This is a genomic window from Embleya sp. NBC_00888, assembly GCF_045207655.1.
Lineage (GTDB): Bacteria > Actinomycetota > Actinomycetes > Streptomycetales > Streptomycetaceae > Embleya.
Genome location: NZ_CP108785.1, coordinates 1,239,789 through 1,263,331, shown reverse-complemented (window position 1 = coordinate 1,263,331; position 23,543 = coordinate 1,239,789). Strand labels below are relative to the sequence as shown.

General features: G+C 70.6%; 21 protein-coding genes and 1 pseudogene. 8 read left to right on the top strand and 14 right to left on the bottom strand.

Translation table 11 applies throughout. The features are described 5' to 3' along the window. Positions 1-143: 143 nt before the first annotated feature. Both OG948_RS39775 and argG read right to left on the bottom strand, forming a co-directional pair. A complete protein-coding gene (locus OG948_RS39775) occupies positions 144-1,265 on the bottom strand; it encodes a sulfite oxidase (protein ID WP_331773452.1) in 1,122 nt (373 codons plus the stop codon). 292 nt (positions 1,266-1,557) lie between these two features. Further along, a complete protein-coding gene (gene argG / locus OG948_RS39770; RefSeq protein WP_331769847.1) occupies positions 1,558-3,009 on the bottom strand; it encodes an argininosuccinate synthase in 1,452 nt (483 codons plus the stop codon). 536 nt (positions 3,010-3,545) lie between these two features. Between argG and OG948_RS39765 the strand changes: the two genes are divergently transcribed. Continuing rightward, a complete protein-coding gene (locus tag OG948_RS39765) occupies positions 3,546-3,998 on the top strand; it encodes a hypothetical protein (RefSeq protein WP_331769846.1) in 453 nt (150 codons plus the stop codon). Positions 3,999-4,178: 180 nt separating this feature from the next. On the opposite strand, the gene OG948_RS39760 is transcribed toward OG948_RS39765, so the two are convergent. The 5 genes from OG948_RS39760 to OG948_RS39740 all read right to left on the bottom strand — a co-directional run bounded on the left by OG948_RS39760 (position 4,179) and on the right by OG948_RS39740 (position 9,132). Continuing rightward, positions 4,179-5,354 (bottom strand): DSD1 family PLP-dependent enzyme, encoded by a 1,176-nt coding sequence (locus tag OG948_RS39760; RefSeq protein WP_331769845.1) that lies wholly within the window; start codon positions 5,352-5,354, stop codon positions 4,179-4,181. Continuing rightward, positions 5,351-6,349 carry an ornithine cyclodeaminase family protein gene (locus OG948_RS39755; RefSeq protein WP_331769844.1) on the bottom strand — a complete coding sequence of 333 codons (999 nt, stop codon included), beginning with the start codon at positions 6,347-6,349 and terminating at the stop codon, positions 5,351-5,353. The genes OG948_RS39760 and OG948_RS39755 overlap by 4 nt, the downstream gene beginning before the upstream one ends. A gap of 10 nt (positions 6,350-6,359) precedes the next feature. Then, the gene (locus OG948_RS39750) at positions 6,360-7,001 is read right to left on the bottom strand and encodes a PAS domain-containing protein (protein WP_331773451.1); all 642 of its coding nucleotides are present in this window, start codon (positions 6,999-7,001) and stop codon (positions 6,360-6,362) included. Positions 7,002-7,405: 404 nt separating this feature from the next. Next, positions 7,406-8,830: an MFS transporter gene (locus tag OG948_RS39745; protein ID WP_331769843.1), complete on the bottom strand. Its 1,425-nt coding sequence runs from the start codon at positions 8,828-8,830 to the stop codon at positions 7,406-7,408. Then, positions 8,827-9,132 carry a hypothetical protein gene (locus OG948_RS39740; protein ID WP_331769842.1) on the bottom strand — a complete coding sequence of 102 codons (306 nt, stop codon included), beginning with the start codon at positions 9,130-9,132 and terminating at the stop codon, positions 8,827-8,829. The genes OG948_RS39745 and OG948_RS39740 overlap by 4 nt, the downstream gene beginning before the upstream one ends. Between OG948_RS39740 and OG948_RS39735 the strand changes: the two genes are divergently transcribed. After that, positions 9,131-9,937 (top strand): SCO6745 family protein, encoded by an 807-nt coding sequence (locus OG948_RS39735; RefSeq protein ID WP_331769841.1) that lies wholly within the window; start codon positions 9,131-9,133, stop codon positions 9,935-9,937. The genes OG948_RS39740 and OG948_RS39735 overlap by 2 nt on opposite strands. Positions 9,938-10,227: 290 nt before the next feature. On the opposite strand, the gene OG948_RS39730 is transcribed toward OG948_RS39735, so the two are convergent. Continuing rightward, positions 10,228-10,773: a MarR family transcriptional regulator gene (locus OG948_RS39730; RefSeq protein WP_331769840.1), complete on the bottom strand. Its 546-nt coding sequence runs from the start codon at positions 10,771-10,773 to the stop codon at positions 10,228-10,230. Between the two features lie 83 nt (positions 10,774-10,856). Here OG948_RS39730 and OG948_RS39725 point away from each other — a divergent pair, with 83 nt between their 5' ends. Further along, positions 10,857-11,891, top strand: a complete 1,035-nt coding sequence (locus OG948_RS39725) for an alpha/beta hydrolase-fold protein (RefSeq protein WP_331769839.1) — start codon at positions 10,857-10,859, stop codon at positions 11,889-11,891. 82 nt (positions 11,892-11,973) lie between these two features. Here the strand turns inward: OG948_RS39725 and OG948_RS39720 are convergent, their stop codons facing one another. Then, the gene (locus tag OG948_RS39720) at positions 11,974-12,579 is read right to left on the bottom strand and encodes a maltokinase N-terminal cap-like domain-containing protein (protein WP_331769838.1); all 606 of its coding nucleotides are present in this window, start codon (positions 12,577-12,579) and stop codon (positions 11,974-11,976) included. Between the two features lie 200 nt (positions 12,580-12,779). On the opposite strand from OG948_RS39720, the gene OG948_RS39715 reads away from it, so the two are divergent. Next, positions 12,780-13,688: a TauD/TfdA family dioxygenase gene (locus tag OG948_RS39715; protein ID WP_331769837.1), complete on the top strand. Its 909-nt coding sequence runs from the start codon at positions 12,780-12,782 to the stop codon at positions 13,686-13,688. Between the two features lie 756 nt (positions 13,689-14,444). On the opposite strand, the gene OG948_RS39710 is transcribed toward OG948_RS39715, so the two are convergent. The 3 genes and pseudogenes from OG948_RS39710 to OG948_RS39700 all read right to left on the bottom strand — a co-directional run bounded on the left by OG948_RS39710 (position 14,445) and on the right by OG948_RS39700 (position 16,992). Further along, a complete protein-coding gene (locus OG948_RS39710; protein ID WP_331769836.1) occupies positions 14,445-15,095 on the bottom strand; it encodes a carbonic anhydrase in 651 nt (216 codons plus the stop codon). 249 nt (positions 15,096-15,344) lie between these two features. Continuing rightward, positions 15,345-15,629 (bottom strand): annotated as a pseudogene (locus tag OG948_RS39705) (ATP-binding protein); the annotation flags it as partial. 1,048 nt (positions 15,630-16,677) lie between these two features. Beyond that, positions 16,678-16,992 carry a chaplin gene (locus tag OG948_RS39700; RefSeq protein WP_331769835.1) on the bottom strand — a complete coding sequence of 105 codons (315 nt, stop codon included), beginning with the start codon at positions 16,990-16,992 and terminating at the stop codon, positions 16,678-16,680. 365 nt (positions 16,993-17,357) lie between these two features. Between OG948_RS39700 and OG948_RS39695 the strand changes: the two genes are divergently transcribed. The 3 genes from OG948_RS39695 (at position 17,358) to OG948_RS39685 (ending at position 20,420) form a co-directional block, all read left to right on the top strand. Continuing rightward, positions 17,358-17,633 carry a hypothetical protein gene (locus OG948_RS39695; RefSeq protein ID WP_331769834.1) on the top strand — a complete coding sequence of 92 codons (276 nt, stop codon included), beginning with the start codon at positions 17,358-17,360 and terminating at the stop codon, positions 17,631-17,633. Positions 17,634-18,540: 907 nt separating this feature from the next. Beyond that, the gene (locus OG948_RS39690; protein ID WP_331769833.1) at positions 18,541-18,963 is read left to right on the top strand and encodes a hypothetical protein; all 423 of its coding nucleotides are present in this window, start codon (positions 18,541-18,543) and stop codon (positions 18,961-18,963) included. A gap of 578 nt (positions 18,964-19,541) precedes the next feature. Further along, positions 19,542-20,420: an NAD-dependent epimerase/dehydratase family protein gene (locus OG948_RS39685; protein ID WP_331769832.1), complete on the top strand. Its 879-nt coding sequence runs from the start codon at positions 19,542-19,544 to the stop codon at positions 20,418-20,420. 595 nt (positions 20,421-21,015) lie between these two features. On the opposite strand, the gene OG948_RS39680 is transcribed toward OG948_RS39685, so the two are convergent. Next, positions 21,016-21,801, bottom strand: a complete 786-nt coding sequence (locus tag OG948_RS39680; protein WP_331769831.1) for a TetR/AcrR family transcriptional regulator — start codon at positions 21,799-21,801, stop codon at positions 21,016-21,018. A gap of 70 nt (positions 21,802-21,871) precedes the next feature. On the opposite strand from OG948_RS39680, the gene OG948_RS39675 reads away from it, so the two are divergent. After that, a complete protein-coding gene (locus OG948_RS39675) occupies positions 21,872-22,726 on the top strand; it encodes an NAD(P)H-binding protein (protein WP_331769830.1) in 855 nt (284 codons plus the stop codon). Between the two features lie 260 nt (positions 22,727-22,986). Here OG948_RS39675 and OG948_RS39670 read toward each other — a convergent pair whose 3' ends face one another. Then, the gene (locus OG948_RS39670; RefSeq protein ID WP_406300885.1) at positions 22,987-23,508 is read right to left on the bottom strand and encodes a GNAT family N-acetyltransferase; all 522 of its coding nucleotides are present in this window, start codon (positions 23,506-23,508) and stop codon (positions 22,987-22,989) included. Positions 23,509-23,543: the final 35 nt, after the last annotated feature.

Sequence of the window (23,543 nt, the reverse complement as noted above, 5' to 3'; positions counted from 1 at the left end):
GCCACCCGGCGGCTACGCGTCACCCGATCGAATGGTTCGGCGCTCGCGACGCGAAACGTCACATTCGGGATGTCGGCCACTGCCGCGGCGAGGGGTGATCCACCGTCGCCGAGCCCACCCGGGGGCGGCGCGTGCTCCTCGGGTCAGGGTGAAACGCACGAGACGGCAATCCGCTGCACCGCGTTGTTCCCGAATCCGCCACGATTCCAGGACTGGGTGAGCGGCTGCGCGTTACCCGGCGCATCCATCGCCCGCACACTCAGTACGTGGGAGCCGACCGTGGCCTGCCACCTCGCACTCCACCCCCGCCAGGCCCACCGATGGTCGTCTTCCGGGGCGAGGTCCGCCATTGTCCAGGTGCGCCCGTCATCCGCGCTGACCTCGACCCGGGCAACCGCTCCGAATCCGGACCACGCCCGCCCCTCCAACAGCACCGGGCCGGGCCGTACCACCCGCGCCCGCGACATGAAGTCCGGAAATCCGGGCGGAATCATCAACGCCCGTGGGGCGATCCGCGTCACCGGCTCACCCGGTTCGTCCTGCCTTTGTCGATACCGATAGGCCACCGCCTGCTGGAAGCCGGTGAAAGGCGCGTCGACCAGTGTGATCTCGCGCAGCCATTTCACCTGCGCCATCCCATACCAGCCCGGTACCACCAGGCGTAGCGGGCAGCCGTGTTGCGGGGGCAGCGGCATTCCGTTCATGTCGTAGGCCACCAGCACTTCCGGTTCCGGATCGCTTCCGGTGCACACCGCCGTCGGCAGACTGCGCCGGTAATCCTGCTCGACGCCGCGCTCCACGCCGTGGTCGGCCCCGCCGAAGACCGCCTCGACGGCATCCGCCTCCACCCCGGCTTCGGCAAGCAGCAGGCGCAGCGGGACTCCGGTCCACTCGGCGGTGCCGACCGCCTCGACCAGCCACGGCTGACTGACCGGTCGGGGCGTCAGCCGTGCCCGGCCGTTGCCGGCACACTCCATCGTCACGCGATGGGTGACGGCCGGGAAGGACCGCAGCGTCCGCACGTCCAGGGTCAGCGATGTGCGCACCCGACCACCCACCACGAGCCGCCAGTCGTCGACGCGGGCTGCGGGAATGTCGTAGTGGGTGAGCAGGTAATGCAATCCGGGTGGGGTCACATCGTGGCGCAGAGCCTCCAGAGGCAGGCCGTGGTTGCGCGCCGCGAGTGCCAATTCCTCCGGGCTGATCCCCTCGTCAGGACCGGCGAGCCGTCCCGGGGGGCTGATGTCGCCCATGCGGTGGTTCATTGATTCCATGGTGCGCTTCGGTCCGAGTCCGGGCATCCGCTGTGGAAGCACGCGAGCCCTGGAGCCGGGCCGGCTCGCTCGGATGGTTCGCCGGTACAACCGACTGATCGACGAACAAACTCGGCCCGGCCCGGAGTATCCGGGCCGGGCCGAGTTTGCGTGCCATGTGATGCCAAGCGCGGTGCGTGCATCGACCCGGGCGCCGCTCGAGGCCGGCGGGCGCGTCGTCCGATGCCGTGGGGCCGCGAGCGAGGGCACCGGCGCGCGGGTGGTGTGCCGACTGTCGTGCCGGTCAGTCGGTGCCCGACTCCATGGCGGCACGGTCGAGCATGAGATCGCCGTCGCTCTCGACCCTGCCGCGGGAGGCGATGACCTCGGCACCGCCCTGCGGCATCGCACCGATCAGCTCGGTGGAGGTGTCCTGGGCGGCACTGATGAGAGCCGCGTGGGTGTGACCGACGATGCCGAGCAGGGCGTATTGCTCCAGTTTGGCGCGGGAGTCGGCGATGTCGAGGTTGCGCATCGTGAGTTGGCCGATCCGGTCCACCGGGCCGAACGCCGAGTCTTCGGTGCGTTCCATGGACAGCTTGTCCGGGTGGTAGCTGAACGTCGGGCCGGAGGTGTCCATGACCGAGTAGTCCTCGCCGCGCCGCAGCCGCAGCGTCACTTCACCGGTGACCGCCGTACCCACCCAGCGCTGCAGGGACTCCCGGATCATCAGTGCCTGGGGGTCGAGCCAGCGGCCCTCGTACATGAGGCGACCGAGACGCCGGCCTTCGTTGTGGTACTGCGCGAGGGTGTCCTCGTTGTGGATCGCGTTGACCAGGCGCTCGTACGCGGCGTGCAGCAGCGCCATGCCCGGGGCCTCGTAGATGCCGCGGCTCTTGGCCTCGATGATCCGGTTCTCGATCTGGTCGGACATGCCCATGCCGTGGCGTCCGCCGATGGTGTTCGCCTCCATCACCAGGTCGACCGGGGTGGCGAACTCCTTGCCGTTGATCGCCACCGGGCGACCTTGGGCGAAGGTGACCGTCACGTCCTCGGTGGCGATCTCGACCTCGGGGTCCCAGAACCGCACGCCCATGATCGGGTCGACGGTCTCGACGCCGGTGTCGAGGCGTTCCAGGGTCTTGGCCTCGTGGGTGGCGCCCCAGATGTTGGCGTCGGTGGAATAGGCCTTCTCGGTGCTGTCGCGGTAGGGGAGGTCGTGGGCGAGCAGCCACTCCGACATCTCCTTGCGTCCGCCGAGTTCGGAGACGAAGTCCGCGTCGAGCCATGGCTTGTAGATGCGCAGGTTCGGGTTGGTGAGCAGACCGTAACGGTAGAACCGCTCGATGTCGTTGCCCTTGAACGTCGAGCCGTCGCCCCAGATCTGCACGTCGTCGGCGAGCATCGCCCGGACCAGCAGGGTCCCGGTGACGGCGCGGCCGAGCGGCGTCGTGTTGAAGTAGGCCCGCCCGCCCGAGCGGATGTGGAACGCGCCGCAGGCGAGTGCGGCCAAGCCCTCCTCGACCAGCGCCGCACGGCAGTCGACCAGGCGCGCGATCTCGGCGCCGTACGCCGACGCACGGCTGGGCACCGAGGCGATGTCCGGCTCGTCGTACTGGCCGATGTCAGCGGTGTAGGTGCACGGGACGGCCCCCTTGTCGCGCATCCACGCGACCGCGACGGAGGTGTCGAGCCCACCGGAGAAGGCGATGCCGACACGTTCGCCGATGGGCAGAGAGGTAAGAACCTTGGACATGGAAAGAGTATGCTGCACTCCGCATGAATATGCAACGAGCGGGGCGGGAAACCGGAACTTATGGCTCAGGTCGCCGACTTGGGCGCTCGGGGACGGCCCGGCGGGCCATGCCCGCCCCGCGCCCTCGTGACCGGATCATCCGTCGGCGGGCCGTCGTCATCGAGCACTCGGCGCGGCACGCGACGACGCTCGGACGGAGCCGGCGACGCGGGCGCGCGATCCGGGCGGGAGTTCGGTCCTGTCGTGCGGGTGTACGGCGTGGGGTCGACATCCCCGCGGATGCTGCCGCGTCGGGTGGAGGCGGATGCGGTACCACGGACGAAGGCGATCACGCTCGCGGCGTCGCTACCTTGGCCTGCACGGAGCCGGGTCGACTCGCGCGTTCGCGAGCGCGCCCGGCCGGACGTCGCGGGCGGCGGGCTCTCGGATGGGCACAGCGCTCCACGCCTCATGCTCCACGGCCGGGAACGCGCGGCGACATCGACGTCTCGAAGCTCGAAGTACGCGCAAGTCATCCGATCCTGAAGGAGGAGCTCATGCATCGCATTGCCTTACGCCTCGGTGTGGCGGCGGCCGCCATGACGGCCCTGGCGACCGTCGCGGCGGGACCGGTGACGGCGGCCCCCGGTACCTCCGCTCGCTCGGAAGCGGCGACGTGCACCTCTGTCGCCGTCACGAGGTTCGATCACACCGGGTACAAGCGTTGTGATACCCGGACGATGGATGCCGACTGGAACAACGACGGGAATGTGGACGAGTCGTTCGTGGTCGCGCCCGACCGGACGATCCGGCACATCAACGCCGGCTCCGGCGGCTGGAAAGAGATGCCTTACGGCTTCCACGCCGACGACATGTTCGGCGCCAAGGCGCAGTACGGGATGCTGTGCGTCAAGGTATGGCTGAAGCCGGGCATATTCAACGAAACCCTGATCTACGCCTCGTGCTTCAGTGACGGCTCCTGGCAACCGTGGTGGCGCATCTACGTGTGAGCGAAGAGGTCGACCCGGTCCGCTCCGGGTGCCTCGCCCGTCGGCACGCGAGGCGGGTCCGGTGGTGGAGCGGCTTTTCGCCGTTCCGCCACCGGACCCGGCCTGCTCGGCCGTGCGATCGCGTGCGCGCAGGGGAGTCGCGCCCGGTGGGGCGGGCGGCTCCTTCGTGGTCCCGGTTGGCTACCAGCCGGACACGCGTTCCCAGAAGGTCTGAATCGTCGGTGCCGTGCTCGTGGTCAGTGCGCTGTCGACCACGTGGTAGCCGCGGTGCTGGGCGGCGGTGGCGCAGGCGTGGTTGGGCAGGATGCGCAGTCGAGTGCCGACGGGCAGGTCGGGCAGGTGGGCGCCGTCGCGGGCGGTGAGGGTGCCGTGTTCCTGGCTTGCGGCCGTCATGAGCAGGCCCGATATGAGGTTGCCGGCCAGGTCGGTGACCAGGCCGTAGCCCTGGTCCCGCGACTGGACGGCGGTGCCTCGGTCGCGGGACATGGCCATCCAGCCGCCGTCGGTGACGATCCACCCGTGCTCGCGGCGGTGGCCGATGACGGTGACGACGACCGACAGGGCGAGGTCCTCGATCCGGCAGATGCCGATGCCGGCCATCACCAGGTCGAAGAAGACGTAGTTCCCCGCGCGCAGTTCGGTGACTCCGTCGAGGTTCTCGGCCGCGTGGGCCGTGGGGGTGGAGCCGACACTGACGGTGGCCACGGGCATTCCGGCGGCGCGCAGCCGCTCGGCCGCGGCGACGGCGGTGTCGCGTTCGTTCTTCGCCGCCAGGCGCCGATCCTCGGCGGTGTAGGCGAAGTAGGACTCGCCCGCGTGGGCCAGCACGCCGTCCAGACATCCCGCGTCGTGCAGGATGCGGCCGATCTCGGTGAGCACGGGGGCGTCGGGCTCGACGCCGCCTCGGTGGCCGTCGCAGTCGATCTCGATCTGAGTGGGGATGGGAACGCCGGCCCGGCGCGAGGCTTCGGCGACGAATGCCGCCTGCTCGACGCTGTCCAGCAGGATCCGCAGGGTGACACCGCGGCGCAGCAGCGCCAGGACGCGCGTGAGTTTGTGGGGGTCGATGCCGACGGCGTAGGTGATGTCGAGGTAGCCGCCGTCGGCGAACGCCTCGGCTTCGGCCAGGGTGGAGACGGTGACCGGGCAGGGCGTGTCGTGCGTGAGGCCGGTGACGTCGAGGCTCTTGGCCGTCTTCACGTGGGGGCGCAGGGCGACCCCGAGCCGGTCCGCCCGGGCCGCCAGTCGCTCGATGTTGCGCCGGGCCTTGTGGACGTCGACGACGGCGAACGGGGTGTCGGGGTCGGCCAGGGTCCGGGTGGTCTCGGGGCCGGTGGCGCTTGCGGGGCTGCTCACAGGGAGATGTCCATCTTCTTCAGGAGGGCCAAGCCCAGGTACAGGTCCTGCACTCCGATTCCGGAGCTGTCGAAGACCGTGATGTCGTTGTCGTCGATGCGTCCCGTGGTGTGGCCGGTGAGGACCTCGCCGAGCGGGGTGAGGACCGTCCGCGCGGGGGCGTGCCGGCTCTCGCCCATGCGGCGGGCCTGCTCGGGCAGGTCACAGAAGACGCGGGCGCGCCCGAACAGTTCGGGTGGGAGTTCCCGTTTGCCGGGGCCGTCCGCGCCCATGCAGGAGATGTGCGTGCCGGGGCGGACCCAGGCGGCCTCGAACAGCGGCGGGTCGTCGGTCGTGGCGGTGGTGACGGTGACGATCACATCGGCCCGGGAGCAGGCTTCCTCGGCGTCGACGCTCCGGGCGTGGTGTCCGTTCGCGGTCAGCGCCGCGGCCGTCCGCTCGGCGCGCTCGGCGGTGCGTCCCACGACCAGGACCTCGGTGACGGGCCGTGTGCGGCTGACGGCCTCGACCTCGTAGGCCGCCTGGTGGCCGGTGCCGAAGACCGCCAGCGTGGTGCTGTCGGTACGGGCCAGCAGGTCGACGGCGAGGGCGTCGGCGGCAGCGGTTCGGTAGGCGTTCGCGCCGCCGACCTCCAGGACGACCGCGATCCGGCCGTTCGTCTGGTCGAAGAGCAGGAGAGTGGAGTGGTGGCGCGGCAGCCCGTGTTCCGGGTTGTCCGGCCAGTAGGTGCCGATCTTCACCCCGGCGTGGGTCGCGGACGCGGATGGCTTGAGGGTGAACCGGTTGCGTGGGTCGGAGCCGTGCACGGCGAGGCTGGGAAAGGACGTACCGTCCACCGTCGCGGCGAACGCCGTGCGGGCCGCTTCCATGGCCAGGTCCTCGTCGACGAGTGCGGCGGTCTGCTCTTCGGTGACGTACAGCAGGCGGCGCGCGGTCGCCGGCCGGCCGGAGGCGGACGCGGGAACGGGGTGGGTGGTCGAGCCGGCGGCGGTCACGAGGCGCCCTTCACTTGGTGTAGTTGTAGACGGTCGCCCGGGATACGCCGAGCAGGTCCGCGATGGTCTGCGCGGCATCGCGCGAGTCGAAGTGGCCCTCCTGGTGCAGTTGCCGCACGAGGGCCCGCTTGCTCTCCCTGCTCAGCGACCGGGGGGCCGCCGCGCGCTCCGCGGCCAGTTCCTCCACCGCCCGGCGCAGCTCGCGGGCATTGCGGTCCCGGAGGGATTCCAGGGGCTGGTCGCGGTGCTCGGTGTCGGTGGCCACGAGGTTCGACAACGCGAGGGTCACCGGCGACAGCACCGACACGTCCAGGTTCAGGCAGAGGGCGGCGACGTACTCGCCGGTGGCGTTCCTGATCCCGATGGACGTGCTCTTGACCGGGCGGCCGTCGGGGAATTGGTTGGGGTAGTTCTGGATGACACTGGGGTAGCTCGGGTCCTCGATGCGGGCCAGGCCCAGCTCGGTGACCGAATCCCCGACCTTGCGGCCGGAAAGGTTGTTCTCGATCGCCCGGATCGCATGCCGCGGATTCCGCAGATCGTGCAGAACCACTTCGCACAGGCCCGGAAACATCCGGCCCAGCGCGACAGCGATCCTTTCGACCTCACGGATGAGGTGCTCGTCCGCCTCGGTGGGGGTCGCGGCGACCATGTCCGCGTGCGCGCCCGCCTCCGGACCGTCGACGCGTTCCATGAGGTCCTCCCAGCTTCATTATATTTATTATCTACTGTTGGACAGTGAGTCTAAGTAGGTCGCTCGGTGGTTGTCCAGCGAGCCCGTCGGTCCGCGAAGCGACCCGAGGGTGCGGCTCTCACGTGGTGAGCTGCTGCTTGGTGCCGGAGTCGCAGGTGGTGGCCTCCGGGTTGACGCCGTGCTGCTTCTCCTCGGGACGGCCCTTCCTGCCACCGCCACACCGGGAGCGATGTCCCGGATCGTCGACGCTGCGATGTCGCTCTACAGGTCCCTTCGGTTCGCTACGGCGTTGATTCCTTCAGCTCGGCGTGGACACGGCGTCGTTTGGACCTCTGAGCCTGGCGGGAGCCCGGCGGTGGTGCTCATTTCCCCGTGCTGCCGTCGTCGTCATCGGGCCCGGCGGAGTCCGGGGCACACGGTGGCCGCAGGCTGCCGGCGACCGGGGTGGAGGTGCCGAAGCCGGACCGGCCGAGCACGTCGACGTTGCGGTGCTCGAGCGGGGATCGCAGGTCGGGGGGTTGGCCGTATTGCGGGCCGCGATCGTGGCGCCGGGCGGTGTGGGCGGGAGACGGGACGGGCGGGTTGCGTGGGCGCAGCGTGGTGAGGGCGAGGAGGCCGGTGAGGAGGTACAGGCCGGCTTGGGCGTCGAGCAGCGCGAGGGTGCCGTAGCGGTCGGCGAGGGTGCCCGCGCTCAGGACGCCGACCGCCTGTGCGGTGCCGGCCGAGGCGTTCCCGCCGGCGAGAACGCGGCCGATGTGGGTTGGGGGCGTGTGGGTCTGAGTGATCGTCAGCAGGCCGGCCGAGGCCGCCACGCCGGGGACTCCCGCCGCGACGAACAGCCCGGCGTACAGGCCGATCGCGGTGCTCACGGTGGGCGCGGTCCAGGTGGTCAGGGAGATCAGGCCGAACGCGATGAGGCCGGAGCCGACGAGGATGTGCGGGCGCATCCGGCCGCCGATTGCGCCGAGTACGAGGCCGCCCAGTACGCCGCCGATCGCCTGGACACCGCGCAGCAGTCCCACGTCGGTGCCGTCGCCGTGCAGGTGGTCCAGGACGAAGACGACGAACAGCACCATGAAGACGCCCTGGGCGAGTTGCCCGAGCGCGCCGATCGCGAGGGCGGCGGGCAATGGGCGGTTTCGTCGGACCACCCGGAGTCCGTCGAGCCATTCGCCGAGCATTCCCGGGCGTGCGACCGGGGGACGCTCGGGACGGGCGTGGCCGCGGATGCCGGCCGTGAGCGCGGCAGCGAGCACGAACGTCACCGCGTCGACGGTGACCACTCCGGGCAGGCCCAGGAGTTGGATCGCCAAACCGCCCAGGGGCGCGCCGACCAGCCGGGCGAGGTTGTCGCCGACGGCGTTCAGCGAGTTGGCGGCGGCGACGCGGTCCCGGCCGAGGAGCATCGGGACCAGGGCGACCTTGGCCGGCGTGCCCAGTCCGGCCAGGCACGATTGCGCTGCGGCGACCGCGTACACGATCCACAGCCGGTCGGCGCCGCCGGCCGCGAGCAGGGGCAGGAGCAGGAGCGCCTGGAGCAGTCCCAGCCGCACCAGGAGCCGCCGTCGGTCCCAACGGTCGACCAGGACACCGGCGAACGGGGCGACAAGCAGGGCCGGGAGCAATTCGGCCAGGAAGACCGTGGAGGTCGCGGTCGCCGAACCGGTTTGCGTGTACACATGCACCGGCAGGCTCGCCAACAACATCCAGTCGCCGAGATCGCCGATCAGACCGCCGCTCCACAGCAGCGCGAAGTCCCGTTCGCGCAGCGGCGATCGGGCGCTCATGTCGGCGGTTCCGGGGTGCGCAGCGCGGTCAGGCCCAGATGTACGACCCGGGCGTCCTCGGGCGCGTCCTGGCGAGTGGGCGCGATGAAGGGGCGGAGCAGGGCGTCGATCGCCGCGGTGAGTTCGGCCAGTTCGGCCGCGGTGACGCGCAGGCCGTAGCCGGACATGGTCACCGCGTTCCGCCAGTGCGGCGGGAGTTCCTCGTGCCGGTCGACGGCCGCGTGGGCGAGTGCCGCGTCGTTGTCGATCCGTACGTGGGCGACCTCCCGGCGGGCCAGCGCGACCACAGGCGCCCGTCGCATGTTCGAGCTCCTGGAGCCGATCTGCCTGGTCACCTTCTTCGCCGACGAGTGCAACGAGGAGCTGGCCGCGCTCGGCCACCGCACCTACTGGGACGGCTACTTCGCGAGCCGAGCCGCGCCGCTGGGGCGGGTGCCGGCGCAGGTCGTACACGCGGCCTTCTACAACTTCGCCGACGGGGAGGCCGCCCGGCACATCCCGAGCGCGTGGGAGTCGATCCCGCCCGAGGCGTCCGTCGCCGCGCGGGAGCGGGGCAGCGCGGCCTCCGTACGGCGGATCCTCGGCGACGACATGGCCGACTCTCCGGGCCTGGTGCGCGCCGCCGACCTGACCACGAAGGCCGCGACGAGCGCGCCCACGGGAGGCCGGGTGATGTACGCCGGGATGCGCGCCCTTCCGGTGCCGAGCGATCCGGTCGCCCGGCTGTGGCATTCCGCGACCATGCTGCGCGAGCACCGCGGTGACGGGCACGTCGCCGTTCTCGTCGGCGCGCGCATCGGCGGTACGGAGGCGCACGTGCTCGACGCGCCGGCGAAAGGCATCCATCCGCCGGAGTCGTTCGGGCGCATCCATCACCTGCCGAAGGAGCGGCTGGCCGCGGTCATGGACGGCTTGCGCGAGCGCGGACTCGTCGACGCCGACGGCTGGTTCACCGACGCCGGCCGGGAGACCAAGCAACGCATCGAAGTCCTTACCGACGAGCTCGCCGCCCCGCCGTACGACGCCCTCTCTCCCGCCGAGCTCGACGAGCTGGTCACCGAGCTCGAATCCATCACCGCGACGCTGGTGGCCGCAGGGTCGCGGTGACGAGCAGCGACCGAAGGGACGAGGAGGCGGCCGCCCGGAACGGCGCGTTCTCGGCCCGGCGTTCGCACCCGAGGTGCTCGACCCGTCGTGCTGCTTCGTATACGACGGTGTCCGCGCGGCTGTCGATGCCCGCGCCGCCGTCCGGTGTCGTCACCGTGTGAATTTCCGCGCCTTGTGTGCCTCTCGATCCTGGCCGGTGCCATGCGGATCGACGCCACGTGCTGATGCGGCGCCCGCGCCGTGCGCGTGTTGCGCCGCCGGAAAGCAGCTTGTCGAGTCCGCGGATGTGTTCAGTCGAGAGTCGGCATCAGTGGTGGGCCACCCGACTCCGCCATCAAGGTGATCTTTCGCAGCAGTGCCACGAGTTGCTCCCGTTCCGCTCCGCTCAGCGGGGCCAGTAGCGCGTTCTCGGTCGCCAGCTGATCGCCGATCGTGGATGACCAGGCCTCGTGTCCCTTGTCGGTCAGCGTCACGAGCAGGCTCCGGCGGTCTTCCGGGGTGTGCTCCCGGGTCACGTAGCCGGACTTTGCCAGCCGGTCCAGCCGGCTCGTGAGTGTCGCCGGATGGATGTCCAGGCCTTCTGCGAGCCGTGTCGGCGTCATCCGGTACGGCTCGCCGGCGGAGCGCAGCCGCCAGAGGATCTCGTATTCCCACATCTTCAACTCGCGTTGGGTGAGCCCTGCTTCCTTTCGGCGCTGGAGATGGCGCACCAGCATCTGCATCCGGGTGACGACGCCCTCGACCATCGGGTCCAGATCGGGAACCTCGTGCTTCCAGTGAGCGATGTGCCGGTCGACCGAGTCGGCAGACGGGAGGTGGCCGTGCGTCGTGTCCATGGCGCCAGCATAAGGCAAGTACTACCGATTCATATAATTTGAAATCGTAGTAATGTCGAGGCTCCCGTCCCGAGGAGGTTCCGATGGCCCCATGGCCCACCCCGCTCGCAGGCCGCATCGACGAGCACGTCATCGACAGCGTCCTGTTGCGCGACAATCCCCTGGGAGACGCGACGCAGAGGCCGTTGTGGGTCTACACCCCACCCGGCTACGACACCGATGCCGGACGCCGCTACCCCGTCGCCTATCTGCTGCTCGGCTACGCCGGAACCCTCCCGGTGTGGCGCAACCAGACCCCCTACCGCCGGCCGGTGCCCGAACTCGTCGACGGGATCTTCGCCCGCGGCGAGGCGCCGCCGATGATTCTGGTGTTCGTCGACACCTGGACCACCTACGGCGGCAGCCAGTACATCGACTCGCCGGGGACCGGCCGCTACCACTCATATCTGTGCGAGGAGATCGTGCCGTGGGTCGATGCCCACTACCGGTCGCTCGCCGACCGCGATCACCGGGCGCCGGCCGGGAAATCGAGCGGCGGGCTCGGCGCGATGATGACATCGATGCTCCGGCCCGACCTGTTCGGCGCGTTCGCGACACACTCGGGCGATTCCTTGTCGGAGGCCCAGTACATCCCTCATTTCCTCATGGCGGCACGCCAGTTGAGAACATACGACGGCGACATCTTCCGCTGGTGGGACGACTTCCGCTCGCGAGTGGCCTTCACCAAGGACGAGGACCTGAGACTGCTCGAACTGCTCGGCGTCTCGGCCTGCTTCTCGCCCGCTCCGGACGGCACGCCACAGTTGCCCTTCGACCCGCGCACGGGCGCACTCCGGCCGGAGATCTGGCAGCGCTGGCTGGACTGGGACCCGGTGAGGATGGCGCCATCGCACGCCGAGGCACTGCGATCCCAGCGGGCGATCTGGATCGACGCGGGCACCCGTGACGAATGGTTCCTCGACTTGGGGGCACAGGCGTTCCGCGATGCCCTCGCCGAGGCCGGAGTGGATGAGGACGTCGTACGCTTCGAGTTGTTCGAGGGAGGACACCACGCCGTGGAGTACCGGATGCCGCCCGCACTCGCATGGCTCTCTCATCGGATCGCCCACGCGCGGTAGAGAATCAGGGAGCACGGACGTCGCCGTCCCCGTCCCCGTACGCGCTGTTCGCCGACCGGGTCGGAGGCGCGCTCGGATCACCTCATCGGTCGGACCCGGGGTGAAGTGAGTCGTTCGGCGCAACGGTCGCGACGACGCCTCGTGCGGCCGTTCCGTTCGGCCGGGTCCATCCGGCGACCAGGTGTCCGGACGAGCTCTGCGCGGCCTCGGCGGGGCGCAGGACGCGGTTGACCCGAACCACGAACCCGTCGTCGGGGCCGGTTCCGTGCACGGTGACGGTCGGATCGGGGGTGTCGCTGTCGCTCTGGTGCTGCGCCGTCGCCTCGCCGCGCAGGAGCGCGCGCAACTGCGCCGTCACCACGGGGTCGTGGACGCCGTCGTAGATCCACCGCGTGCCGAGCACCCCGTGCTCGGCGGTCCCGATCAGCGCCTCGTCGGGGACGCCCTCCAGGGCTGCGCCGCGGTAGCCCATCGGCACCGCGTACGCCACCGGATCCTGCGCGGTCGTGTCCACCACGATCATGAACTCGATCCCGACCGCGCCCTGCGGGTCGTCCAGACGGAACCCGCCGGAATTGACCAGTTCCGGCGTTCGTCCGTCGCCCACGTACCAGCTCTGCTTCGGCAGCCAGGCGGTGAGCAGTTCCAGCTTGCCGGGCGTCATGGTGGTGTGGTGGATCGAGGCCATGCGAACTCCCTCACGCGTGGGTCGGAGCCCCTCCTCCGACGGGAGATGATCGAACCTATAGGAACCTCTTCTTCGCCGTCCGAGCGGCAACGCGTGGCCCCGTGTGTCGCAGCCGACGGCGTCGACCTCGGCGGCCTGCGCACCGGGAGCGGTGGCCACACCGACCGCCGCCGCACCCCGACCACCCACGGAGGACTCCGATGACCACCGTCCGCAACCGCGTCGGTGAACGACGTACCGCCCTCGGCCCCCGCGTCCTGCGCCGCCTTCCGTCCGGTGCCGAGTCCGCCCCGTACACGATGTTCGAGCTGCGCCCGTGCGGGCCGCTGATCGGCGCCGAGATCCGAGGAGTCGACCTTCGAGATCCTGTGCGACCCGAAGTGTTCACCGAGTTGGACCGGGCGCTGTTGGAGTGGAAGGTGCTGTTCTTCCGCGACCAGCCCATCACCTCCGCCCAGCATCGGGCGTTCGCGCGGCTGTGGGGCGAGCTGGAGGTGCACCCGTTCCTCGCGCAGGGCGAGGTGCCGGAAGTCGTGCGATTCGCCAAGGACGCCGCCACGGTCGGGGTCGAGAACATCTGGCACACCGACGTGACATGGCGCCAGGAACCGGCCCTGGGCTCGGTGCTACGCGCTGTCGAAGTGCCCCCGCACGGCGGCGACACCCTGTGGGCCGACCTGGCCGCCGCCTACGACAACCTGCCCGCCGACGTCCAGGAACGCATCGAGGGTCTCAGCGCCGTCCACGACTTCGCGTTCTCCTTCGGCATGACCATGTCGCCGGAGCGTTTCACCGTCATGCGCGAGCAGTACCCACCGGTGGAACACCCCGTCGTGCGCACACACCCGGCGACCGGGCGCAAGACCTTGTTCGTCAACGAGGTCTTCACCCACCACATCGTCGGTCTGCCCGACCACGAGAGCGAGGCCCTGCTCGCCTTGCTGTTCAAGCAAGCCACGTACCCCGAATACCAGGTCCGGTTCCGCTGGGAACCGGACTCGGTCGCCCTCTGGGACAACCGCGCCACCGCGCACTACGCGACCAACGACTACCACCCCAACATGCGCGTGATGGAGCGCGCCTCCATCCTCGGCGAGCAACCCCACTGACCCCCCGACCACACCGCGACGGTGCGTGGGACACCGTCGACTCGGTTCGCCGGGGCGACTGATCGTCGGATTTTCGGGCAGGACAGCGACGTTGGCGTGGGTCGTGCGCGGCGTATCCGAGGTGGAATCCGGGCAGCCCACGACGCCCCAGCGAGATCCTGGAGTGTGAGCGATGGACAGCCCGGCAGGCCGGACACCACCGGAACGCCGAACGTCGGCGGCTCAACGCCGGCGGGACCAAGCGGAACGACGCCGGAGGCGGGCGGTGTTCCTACGCGAACTGGCCGAAGCGCGTGCGCTGCGGGCACGCGTGCGACCCCGACGCACACGCAACGAGCGCCTGCGGCAGATGATGCGGGCCCGCACCTTCCGCTATTGACGCCTACTCCCTGTCGAACGCACGCCGGGGAGGCCGATGGGCGAGACATCGGGCGACGCCGTCATCTCTACCGCGCATCCGGTATCGCGAACGTCGCACGTCCGTCGTGGCCATCCGTCGGCGTCACGCGTCACCGACCGACTGCGCCGAAGACCTGCGCTCACCCCGGTCCGGGGAGGACAGCCCTGGGACTGCGGCCGAGGAACGTCCCGGGTTCCGTCGCGGGTATCGGCCATCCATGTCCGCCCCCTCCTCGCAGGCGGTCGACGGCATGTGCGAGTCCACCCGGCTCCCGGTCTTGGACCGCACGGGACGGCAGGCCGGCGGCGTTCTCGCCGACCGCGGGTATCGGTATTGCCGTACGTGTGGGGTGCCGTTCAGGCGTCCGGGCTCGGGACCGCCGCTTCGGCGGGCAGGCCGTGGGCCGTGACGAGCCGCGCGCTGCCGTCGGCCAGCCGGTAGGACAGGCCCACCACGGCCGTCCGTCCTGCGGCGACGCGCTCGGCGAGTTCCCGGGAACGGTCCATGAGCAGGTCGACACTGTGCCGTATGTGCTCGGCGATGATGTCGTCGTCGCGGGTGAGCCCGGCCGCGCGGGCGGCCAGGATGCTGGGGGTGACGCGTTCGATGACGTCGCGTACGTACCCGGTGGCGGCGACACCGTCGGTCACGGCGGCACGGGCGGCCGCGACCGCGCCGCACGAGTCGTGCCCGAGCACCACGACCAGCGGGCAGTCCAGGACGCTCACGCCGTATTCGATGCTGCCCAGGACCTCCGGACCCGCCACGTGGCCCGCGGTGCGTACGACGAACAGGTCACCCAGGCCCCGGTCGAAGATGATCTCGGCGGCCAGGCGCGAGTCCGAACAGCCGAAGAGCACCGCGAACGGGCGCTGGCCGGGTGCGGTCTGCGCGCGGCGCGCGGCGTTCTGGTTCGGATGTTGTGGAGTGCCGTCCACGAAGCGCCGGTTGCCGGCCAGCAGCAGCTCGACGGCTTCGGACGGGGTCAAAGCGGCGACGTCGATCATGGAGGCAGGCTACGACGAGCCGGCCCTTCGGTGTGGCCGGTGTCCGCCATGAGGACACCGAGGGACGGCGCCGGCGCACCCGCCCGCGACGTGCATCCGCTTCGAAGCGGCCGGGTTGCCGCTCCGGGTCCGGCCGCTCGACCGCTCTGCAAACCCTGGACCTGCTGGACCTGCCACCGATTGCTCGGCTGCCCATCACCGGAGCAACCGGCGCGGTCGGCGCCAGGGACCGGCGCCTCCCTGCTGTGACTACCCGGAGATGTTCACCCGCAGGCGTGTGGCGGTTCCGGTCTCGGTCGAGCGGATCTGGAACAGGTCGCAGATCTGGTTGGCGATCCACAGTCCGCGTCCGCCGTCCTGGGCGGCGGTGGGGCGATGCCGTCCCGCGAGCGGGTCGAGGACGTGGCCCTTGTCCTGGACGTCGCAGATCACGAACGTGTCCTGCCGCCACAGGGTGAGGCCGCCGCCCCCTCCGTGCACGATGCTGTTGCCCGCGATCTCGCCGATCGCCGGCAGCGCCTGGTTGACCGGCGGACGGGGGCATCCGACAGTTCCCGGCGGACCAGCGTTCGGACGGCGGCGAGTTCACCGGAACGGAACGCGAGCCTTCGCCCGTGGTCGGGCGCGGGGGGCACGGCGGGGCCGGGCAGGGTGGCAAGGCACCCGCCCGGGGGTGAATCACCGCGACCGCGACCGCGACCGCCGCGTCCGCGGCCAACCCCCTCGCGTACGAACCCCGCCGTGCGCTCGACGAAGTCGTCCGAACCCGCGTAGAGCAGGGCGTCATGACGGAATTTCGACGGTCCAGGGGGTGGTCGGCAGGCTGATCGGGCGTGGTCCGTAGCCGCCGCCGTTCGCCGGACGTTGGAACACCAGGAGATCGCGGGTGTCGCCCCCGCCGCGAATCTCGACGCCGTCGGGGGTGGGGATCGGCGTCGATTCGAGCGGTGAGTTCGGGCCCACGCGACGAGACGCCGAGCGTCGTGTCCCGGCTTGGGTCGCGTGGTCGTGGGGGAGGCGGATCGCGCCCCGTCGGTCTCACCGTGTGCGCGATTGCGTTGCGGGCGCCCTGGTGGCGTTCACGAACCCGGTGGCGTGCGCGGAGGGGAGCAACCGCGGTGGTCGGCGTCGACACGGCCGGCGGCGCTCTCGTTCCGGGGCTTCACGGCGGGTTTCTCGTGCGTGGTCATGGCGTACGGCCAACATCGCCCCCGAGATCCCGCCGGTGCGGACGGGCGCTCCAGGCCCAGCCGCTACGTCGATGTCTTCCTGAGAAACGACCGACGTCGGCGGTTCCGCCAGGTTGCCTGCCCAGAGAGCGGCGATTCGGGCCAAGGCCCGTTCCGTGCACGGGAATTGCTCGTCCGGATGGATGGTTCGGATGCGGGGTTGTCCGCGTCGGGTCGTGTCCTCGACCCGCGGGCGTGTCGGGTCCGGCGAACTCCGGCCCTCGCGGGATGCAGGCGCGAGGGCCGGAGGTGCCACGCGATTCGGTCCGTGGAGGAGTCGGCCGAATCGGCGCGTGTCTTCGGTCGGGACCGAGGTGTGCCCGGCCGCTGTTCGGCGGCCCGGCACTCATGGGTCAGCCCTGGTGTCCGCCGTGCTGGGGTGCCTGGTGGTGGCCGCTCTGCTTGTGGCCGCCGTCGTGGTCGACGTTGTCGATGTTCAGGCAGGTGTTGCCGATGGTCGGGTTGAGTACGCCGACGATGTTGACGGTGTTGCCGCACAGGTTGACCGGCACGTGCACCGGGACCTGGATGTTGTTGCCGGAGGCCACGCCCGGGGAACCGACCGCGGCGCCGTCCGCCTCGGCCTCGGCGTGGGCCGCCCCCGCGCCCGCCATCACGACCGCGGCAGTGCCGGCCATCAGGACAGTGATCTTCCTGAACGAACTCACGAACTCTCCCTTATCCACAGGGACACCGGCCGATCCCGGCGCGCCCTCTCCCGACTCAACGACCCGGGCGGGCGCAGGCAGCGCGCATGCCGGAAATTCACCCGAACGCCACACATCGCCCGGGCCACCCGGACAACATCCGGGTGAAGGCGCGTCCCTGCGGGCCGACTTCGCTCTCCCGAACCGCACCCGTGCGGTGTGGTGCACTTCATCGCCGTACGGGTGCGGTCGGCCGGGCCGATCCCAACCCCAACCCATCCGGGGCTCATGACACGTCCGTCAACGGCGCCCCATTCCCCGCGGGTCGTGTCGGTGTGGTGGCGTAGCGTGTCGAGCCCACTGCTTCCGGACATCGAGGATGTGGCATGGGACTGACCGATCCCGATCCGTTTCCCACCGACCCCGACGAGTGGTTGCGGCGCGAGACCGCGCTTCAGCGGTTGCGCGATCACGGCGTCGCACGGATCCAAGGCTGCGGGGCCGGGCCCGTTTCGGTCGAGACGCTGGAACTGTTCGCCGCGCATCTCGACCTGTCGCCCCCGGAACGCGAGGCCATCGAACGTCGGTCGCTGGGAGGCCACTTCGCCTCCACACCCGCGTCCTTCCGGCGTGCCGGGCCGTCGGACCCCGCCAACCGGTGAACCGCGGCGGCGCGCGATCCCGGCTTCGGATGGCGGGGCCGGGTGCGGGGTACGGGCGGGGATGCCCGCAATCGTGCTCCCCGTCGATGTCGCCCTCGCCACCCGTGTCGACCGGATCCCCACCGGCTCCGGCCGGGCCCCGGTGGGGGAGTGGGCACTTGTCCCTCGGAGCCGTTCGGCGGCGGCTTGTTGTCGGCTGGGATCGTGTCGCCGTGGTCGTCTCATGTGACGTCGTCGGCGGTCGGGATTTCGTGGTCCGACCGGCGGAGGAGTGTGCTGCCGGGCCCGGTCAGCCGGGTGCGCCGCAGCGGAGGTTTCCACAGGAAGGCGTCGGCTGTCTCGGAGGAAAAAGGGCTCCCGTTGCCACTGATCGGTGATGTCGAACCACCGCTCGATGTCCGCCGCACGCTCACTGCCCGGGTTCTCGCGGTTGTAGCGCACGTCGAACGAGTAGACCGGGCCGCCGTCCGACACGACGGTGCCGAACTCGGTCTCGCCGCTGGGGAAAAGGTAGACGAGAACCGCGTCGGCCGGGATGAGTCCACGCTCGTTCGGCAACTCCCGCAGACGCGCCCACAAGCTGTAACGACTCGTCCGCATCAACCGGGTGCAGCTCACGTGGATCGTGCGCGGTGAACGTTCGCGGCGGGCCGCGCTGCCCGGCACGCGGCTCACCAACGCCCGCCAGTGCTCACGCGCTTCGGACGTCATCAGCGCTTCGGGGCATGTGGGGCGACAGACCGGGCCACGCGTCGTGCCACGCCGTCGGCAGTCGTTTCCTCGGTGGGTTCCGCCCGCGGTACGTGTTTGTTGATCGGCCGCAACTCCCGTAGTGGGTGTGGCCCTTGGTGCCCTGGGCAGATGTTCGGCCGACCTGCGTCACAGGATCGACCACGGAGGTGGGGATGTGAACGAGTACGCCCGAGGGGTACCGGAGTCGCCGATGGAGTGGGGGCTGCTGGGGGTGATCCTCGCCGTTTTCGGTGGGGCTTTCCTGATTCGGGCCCTGTGGCGCAAGAGGAACGGGCAGCCGGTGAGCACCCGGGCGGACGAGGATTCGACCCGGCCCACCGAGGGCCCCAGCAGGAGCGCGTGGAAGTGGTGGCTCGGCGCGGGGGCAGCCGCGTACGTCGTGACGGTGATCGTCCGGTCGGTGATGGGCGGGAACGGCGTCGAGGTGTGGCTGTTCCCGGCGCTCATCTTTCCGGCCTGCAGCGTGCTCCTGCCGGCCAGAACCGCGCTCTACGCCTGGAGCGCGCGCAAGGGCGACGAGTTCCGGGCGCGCCGACGGCACGGCGAGGGCGAGGACACCGCACCCGCCGGGCACTGAAGCCCCCCTCGGCCCGCCCGCGCGGGGATGATCCCGACCTTCGACGCCTCCCCCGCGGCCTTCGCCGGAGGCCGGGAACGGCAACGTCGTTTCCAAGGCCGTGACGCGGGGGGGCGAAGCCCGGTTCCGGTGCGCGTACCGGGCGCCCGATCCGGTGGCCGAACACACCGGCCGGGGCCTGGAGGGCGTCGGGTCCGGGGCAATTGCCGTGCAACCGGCGGTAGACGGTGAATTCGGCCGTTGGTGCCGCAAGGCCCTGTCCGGCGGATCCCGGTGGGTCCGCGCCGCCTGGCACCGCGCCTCGCCGCACCGGAGAAACAGCCGAATGGAACCACCGTGCCCCGCATCGGGCCTCCTCGACTGGCCGACCGACCGACTCCGCGCCCTTGTCGGCACAACGACCGGACGACCGGACGGCCGGGCGGCTGGACGCCCGGATGCCCGGACGACCGCCGGCAACCCCCGTACCCGCTCCTGTCATTCGACGGATCCGCCGCACCTCGCGCACGTCCCCAGCGTCATCCTCACAGCGCCGATCACCCGATCGACCCACGCCCCACACGAACCGGAGGCACATCATGAAGGTTCTCGTCCTCGGCTCCACCGGCTACATCGGCACCGCCGTCACCCGGCGGCTCATCGACGACGGCCACACCGTCGTCCCATTCCTCAAGACCCGCACCGCTCTTCCGTCCGAACCCGGCCTCGACGTGCGCATCGGCGACCTCACCGATCCGGACAGCCTGCGTACCGCCGTAACCGACGACATCGATGCCGTCGTCAACCTCGCCACTCCCACCGGCGACGAACAGGCCGACGCCGCCGCCGTCGACGCCCTCACCGCACCGCTCCGCGGTACCCACCGCGCCTTCCTCTACACCAGCGGCATCTGGGTGCTCGGCGCCACCGGCGACCGCCCCGCCACCGAGGACACCCCCACCAACGCGATCGACATCGTCGGCTACCGCCCCCGTATCGAGCAGCAGGTCCTGGACGCCGCCCGCCACGACGTTCGCACCAGCGTCATCCGGCCCGGCATCGCCTACGGCCACGGCGGCGGCATACCCGCCCTCATGCTCGCGTGGGCCAAGGAGCACGGCACCGGCCGCTACGTGGGAACGCCCGGCACCCGCTGGCCGATGGTCCACGTCGACGACCTCGCCGCTCTCTACGGCCTCGTCCTCACCAAAGCCGACGCAGGCACCCTCTGGCACGGCGTCGCCGTCGACTCCGTCGGTACCCCCGCGCTCGCCGCCGCCGCCGACCTCGCGGCGGGCGGTATCGGCCGCGCCGAACCCTGGCCGCTCGAACAGGCCGCCGAAACCCTCGGCCTTCCGTTCGCCCAGGCCCTCGCGCTCGACCAGACCGTTTCCGGCGACCGCGCCGTCCGCCTGCTGGGCTGGCGGCCCGCCCAGGCGCACCCGACCACCGACCTCACCGCTGGCCCCCGTGCCTGACACCGCACGCGCACCACGCCCGCACCCGCCGCCGCGCCGGCCCGGCGCACCCATCCCGGCGCCCACCTCGCCATGTGTGCCGCCGGCGACGCCCGGTACGCCGACGCCCGCCCCGACTGGCCGGTCTGCCCGGTCTGCTCGGTCTGCTCGGTCTGCCAGGACGAATGCCAGGACGAATGCCAGGACGAATGCCAGGACGAATGCCAGGACGTCGCCGACGGCGGCCGGCAGTGGACCACCCTCGTTGAGCTGCGCGCCGCAGGCCACACCGCGAAGTTCGCCGAACAGGGCCCCGGCGTCCTCGTTGTCGGCACCACGGAGTGGATCGCCATCGGCGGCGCGCGCTCCTGCCGCGTACCGCCGACGGCAACATCCTCTGGGACTGCCTGCCCTACCTCGACAACCCCATGGCCGAGGCCATCACCGACCTCGTGCGCCGCGGCCCGAGCCGGTCGCCGACCCACGCCTCTCGGATCCGCAGCCATGTCGCGGGGGCGGGCGGCACCGGCGCGGTCAATGGTTCGCTCGCGGACGAAGACTCCGGGCTGCCCGCGCCGCGGCCTCCGCACCGCGGACGGCGTTGTCCTCGACCGGGTCAGTCAGCCCTTCCATGCCGACGGTCGTACCGGCGTTCGTCGGCGGAGGCCATGGCGGTGATGCCGTCGAGCAGGGCGCGCAGGCCGAAGTCGAAGGCGTTTGCCCTGGCCTGGGCGGCGTTGCGGTCGAAGCCGCCGTCGGCCCACGAACGGGCGATGGCGGGGTAGCGGGCCGGGTCGAAGACCTCGTCCCAGAAGACCTGGCGGGCGGACCACCAGTCGTCCTCGGACTCGCCGCTCACGGCGGAGGCCTGCACGTGTTCGGCTTGGGCTGCCGCGGCGGCGTCGACGAAGGTGACGATCGCGTCGACCGCGGCCGACACCTCGGGCGGCGACAGGTCCGTTTGGGACAGTGCGGCCAACAGGTGGTTCTGCCGGGCGAACAGGCCTGGGCCCAGGGGAGGGCGAACGGTGGATACGGTGCGCAGCCACGGGTGCCGGGCGTACAGGGCGACGGTCTGGTGGGCGTAGTGCGTGACCTGAGCGCGCCACGAGCCGGAATCGGAGAGGTCCAGGGACTGCCAGGCGGCGTCGACCATGAGGTCGATCAGTTCGGCCTTGCCGGGGACGTGCGTGTACGGCGTCATCGTCCCGACGCCGAGGGCGGCGGCCACCCTGTCCATGGTCATGGCGTCGATGCCGTCCGCGTCGGCCACCGAGATCGCCGCGGCGATGATTCCGGACAGCGTGATCTTGGGTGGCCTGCCACGGCCTGACCTGGCCTTCTCTTGCCGCCACAGCAGGCGCAGGGTCTCGCGGGGATCGCCTCCGCCGCTGTGCTCCATCGTGCCTCCGTATTTTCCGTAGAGTGTATGGTAATCTTTATCCGTAGGGTATACGGAAAAGGGGTGAGTGGTGCGAGTACTGGTGACGGGCGCGACGGGCACCGTGGGCCGGCTGGTCACGGCCGGACTGCGGGACGTCCAGGTCAGGGTGATGACAAGGGATCCCCGAAAAGCGCCCGCCGGAGTGGACGTGATGCAGGGCGACCTCACCCGACCCGAGGAACTCGGGCCGGTGCTGGCCGGGGTGGACAGGATGTTCCTCTTCCCGGAACCGTCGACGGCGGAGAAGGTGGTCGAGGCGGCGGAGCAGGCGGGCGTCCGGAGGATCGTCGTGCTCTCGTCCGGCGCGGTGACCGGCGGCTTCGACACGACGTTCCACCTGCCCGTGGAACAGGCCGTCGAACGGTCCGGTCTGGAGTGGACGCACATCCGCCCCGGCGAGTTCGCGGCGAACAAACTCGCGCTCTGGGGCCCGTCGATCCGCGCCGAACGCGTGGTGCGGGACACCAACCCGGACAGCGGGTGGTTTCCGGTGCACGAGCAGGACATCGCCGACGTGGTGATCCAGGCGTTGTTGGAGGACGGCCACGCCGGAAAGGCCTACGACATCAACGGTCCCGGCCTGATCAGCCTGCGTGACCAGGTGAAGGCAATCGCCGACGCGCTCGGCGAGGAGATCCGGTTCGAGGAACTGACCCCGCTGCAGGCCCGTGAGGTCTATCGGGCGATGGGCGGCTTCGCCGCGGAAGCCGCGGACTTCCTGTTGGGTTTCACCGACTATGACGGCAATCCCATGGATCCGTCGGACAACGCGGACTTCGATCCGTCGGTGCTGGGCCCACTGCCCACGGCGGAGTCCGTGACGGGCAGGCCGGCACGGACATTCGCGCAGTGGGCGCGGGACCGGGCGGAGGACTTCCGTTAGGAGGTGAACTCGACCCGGTTCGGGTGGCCCGGTCCGGTCGTCGGTTTCTGCGAGGCCGGAGCGAAGCGTGGCGTCATCGGCGGACGGCGCCGCCGAGGCAGGCGCCGCATCGATGCGGGGTGCGGCGCCGGCGGCGCCGGTCGGTGACAACACGGCCAGGGTCGCCGCACAGTTGCGTGAGAGCCGGGCCGTGCGGGTTCGGCGTGCGGTCGCTTTGCCTCAGCCAGGCCAGGTAGCCCAGATCGCCCAAGTACGGGGGCTCAAAGTTCCCTTCGCATAAGGACGCACATCGTCTCGTAGCGACGGATCGACCCTCCGGGGCCCTCCTCGTCCCAGGCGTCCGGGGCCCGGCCGTACGCGACATAACCCAATCGCTCATACAGGGCACGAGCCCGCGGGTTGACCTCTTCCACCGCGAGTTCGGCCTTGCGCAGGCCGCGGCTTTCGATCCTTTGTTCGGCGGATCGGATCAGCAACGTCCCCAGGCCACACGACTGAAGTGCCGGGTGCACGGCGAACTGCCACAGGGTTCCGGCCCCCTCGCGAACCCGGTAGTCGATACCGCCGATCGCCACCGGCAGATCGCCCCGGGCACACACGGCCAGGTAGTCCACCTCCCCGGCCGCCGCGCGCACCAACTCCCGCTCGACGTGCCGCAGGTGGGTGGCGGAACCCGACCAGGTGCACTCGGGCAGATCCCGGAGCTGAAGGTCCCGTACCCTGACGGGTACGACGACGGTGGGGCGGGCGGTGTCGTGTGTGGTGGTCACATCCGTGAGGATCCCGACCGAAGTACCCGCAGGGCAACGTATTTCTC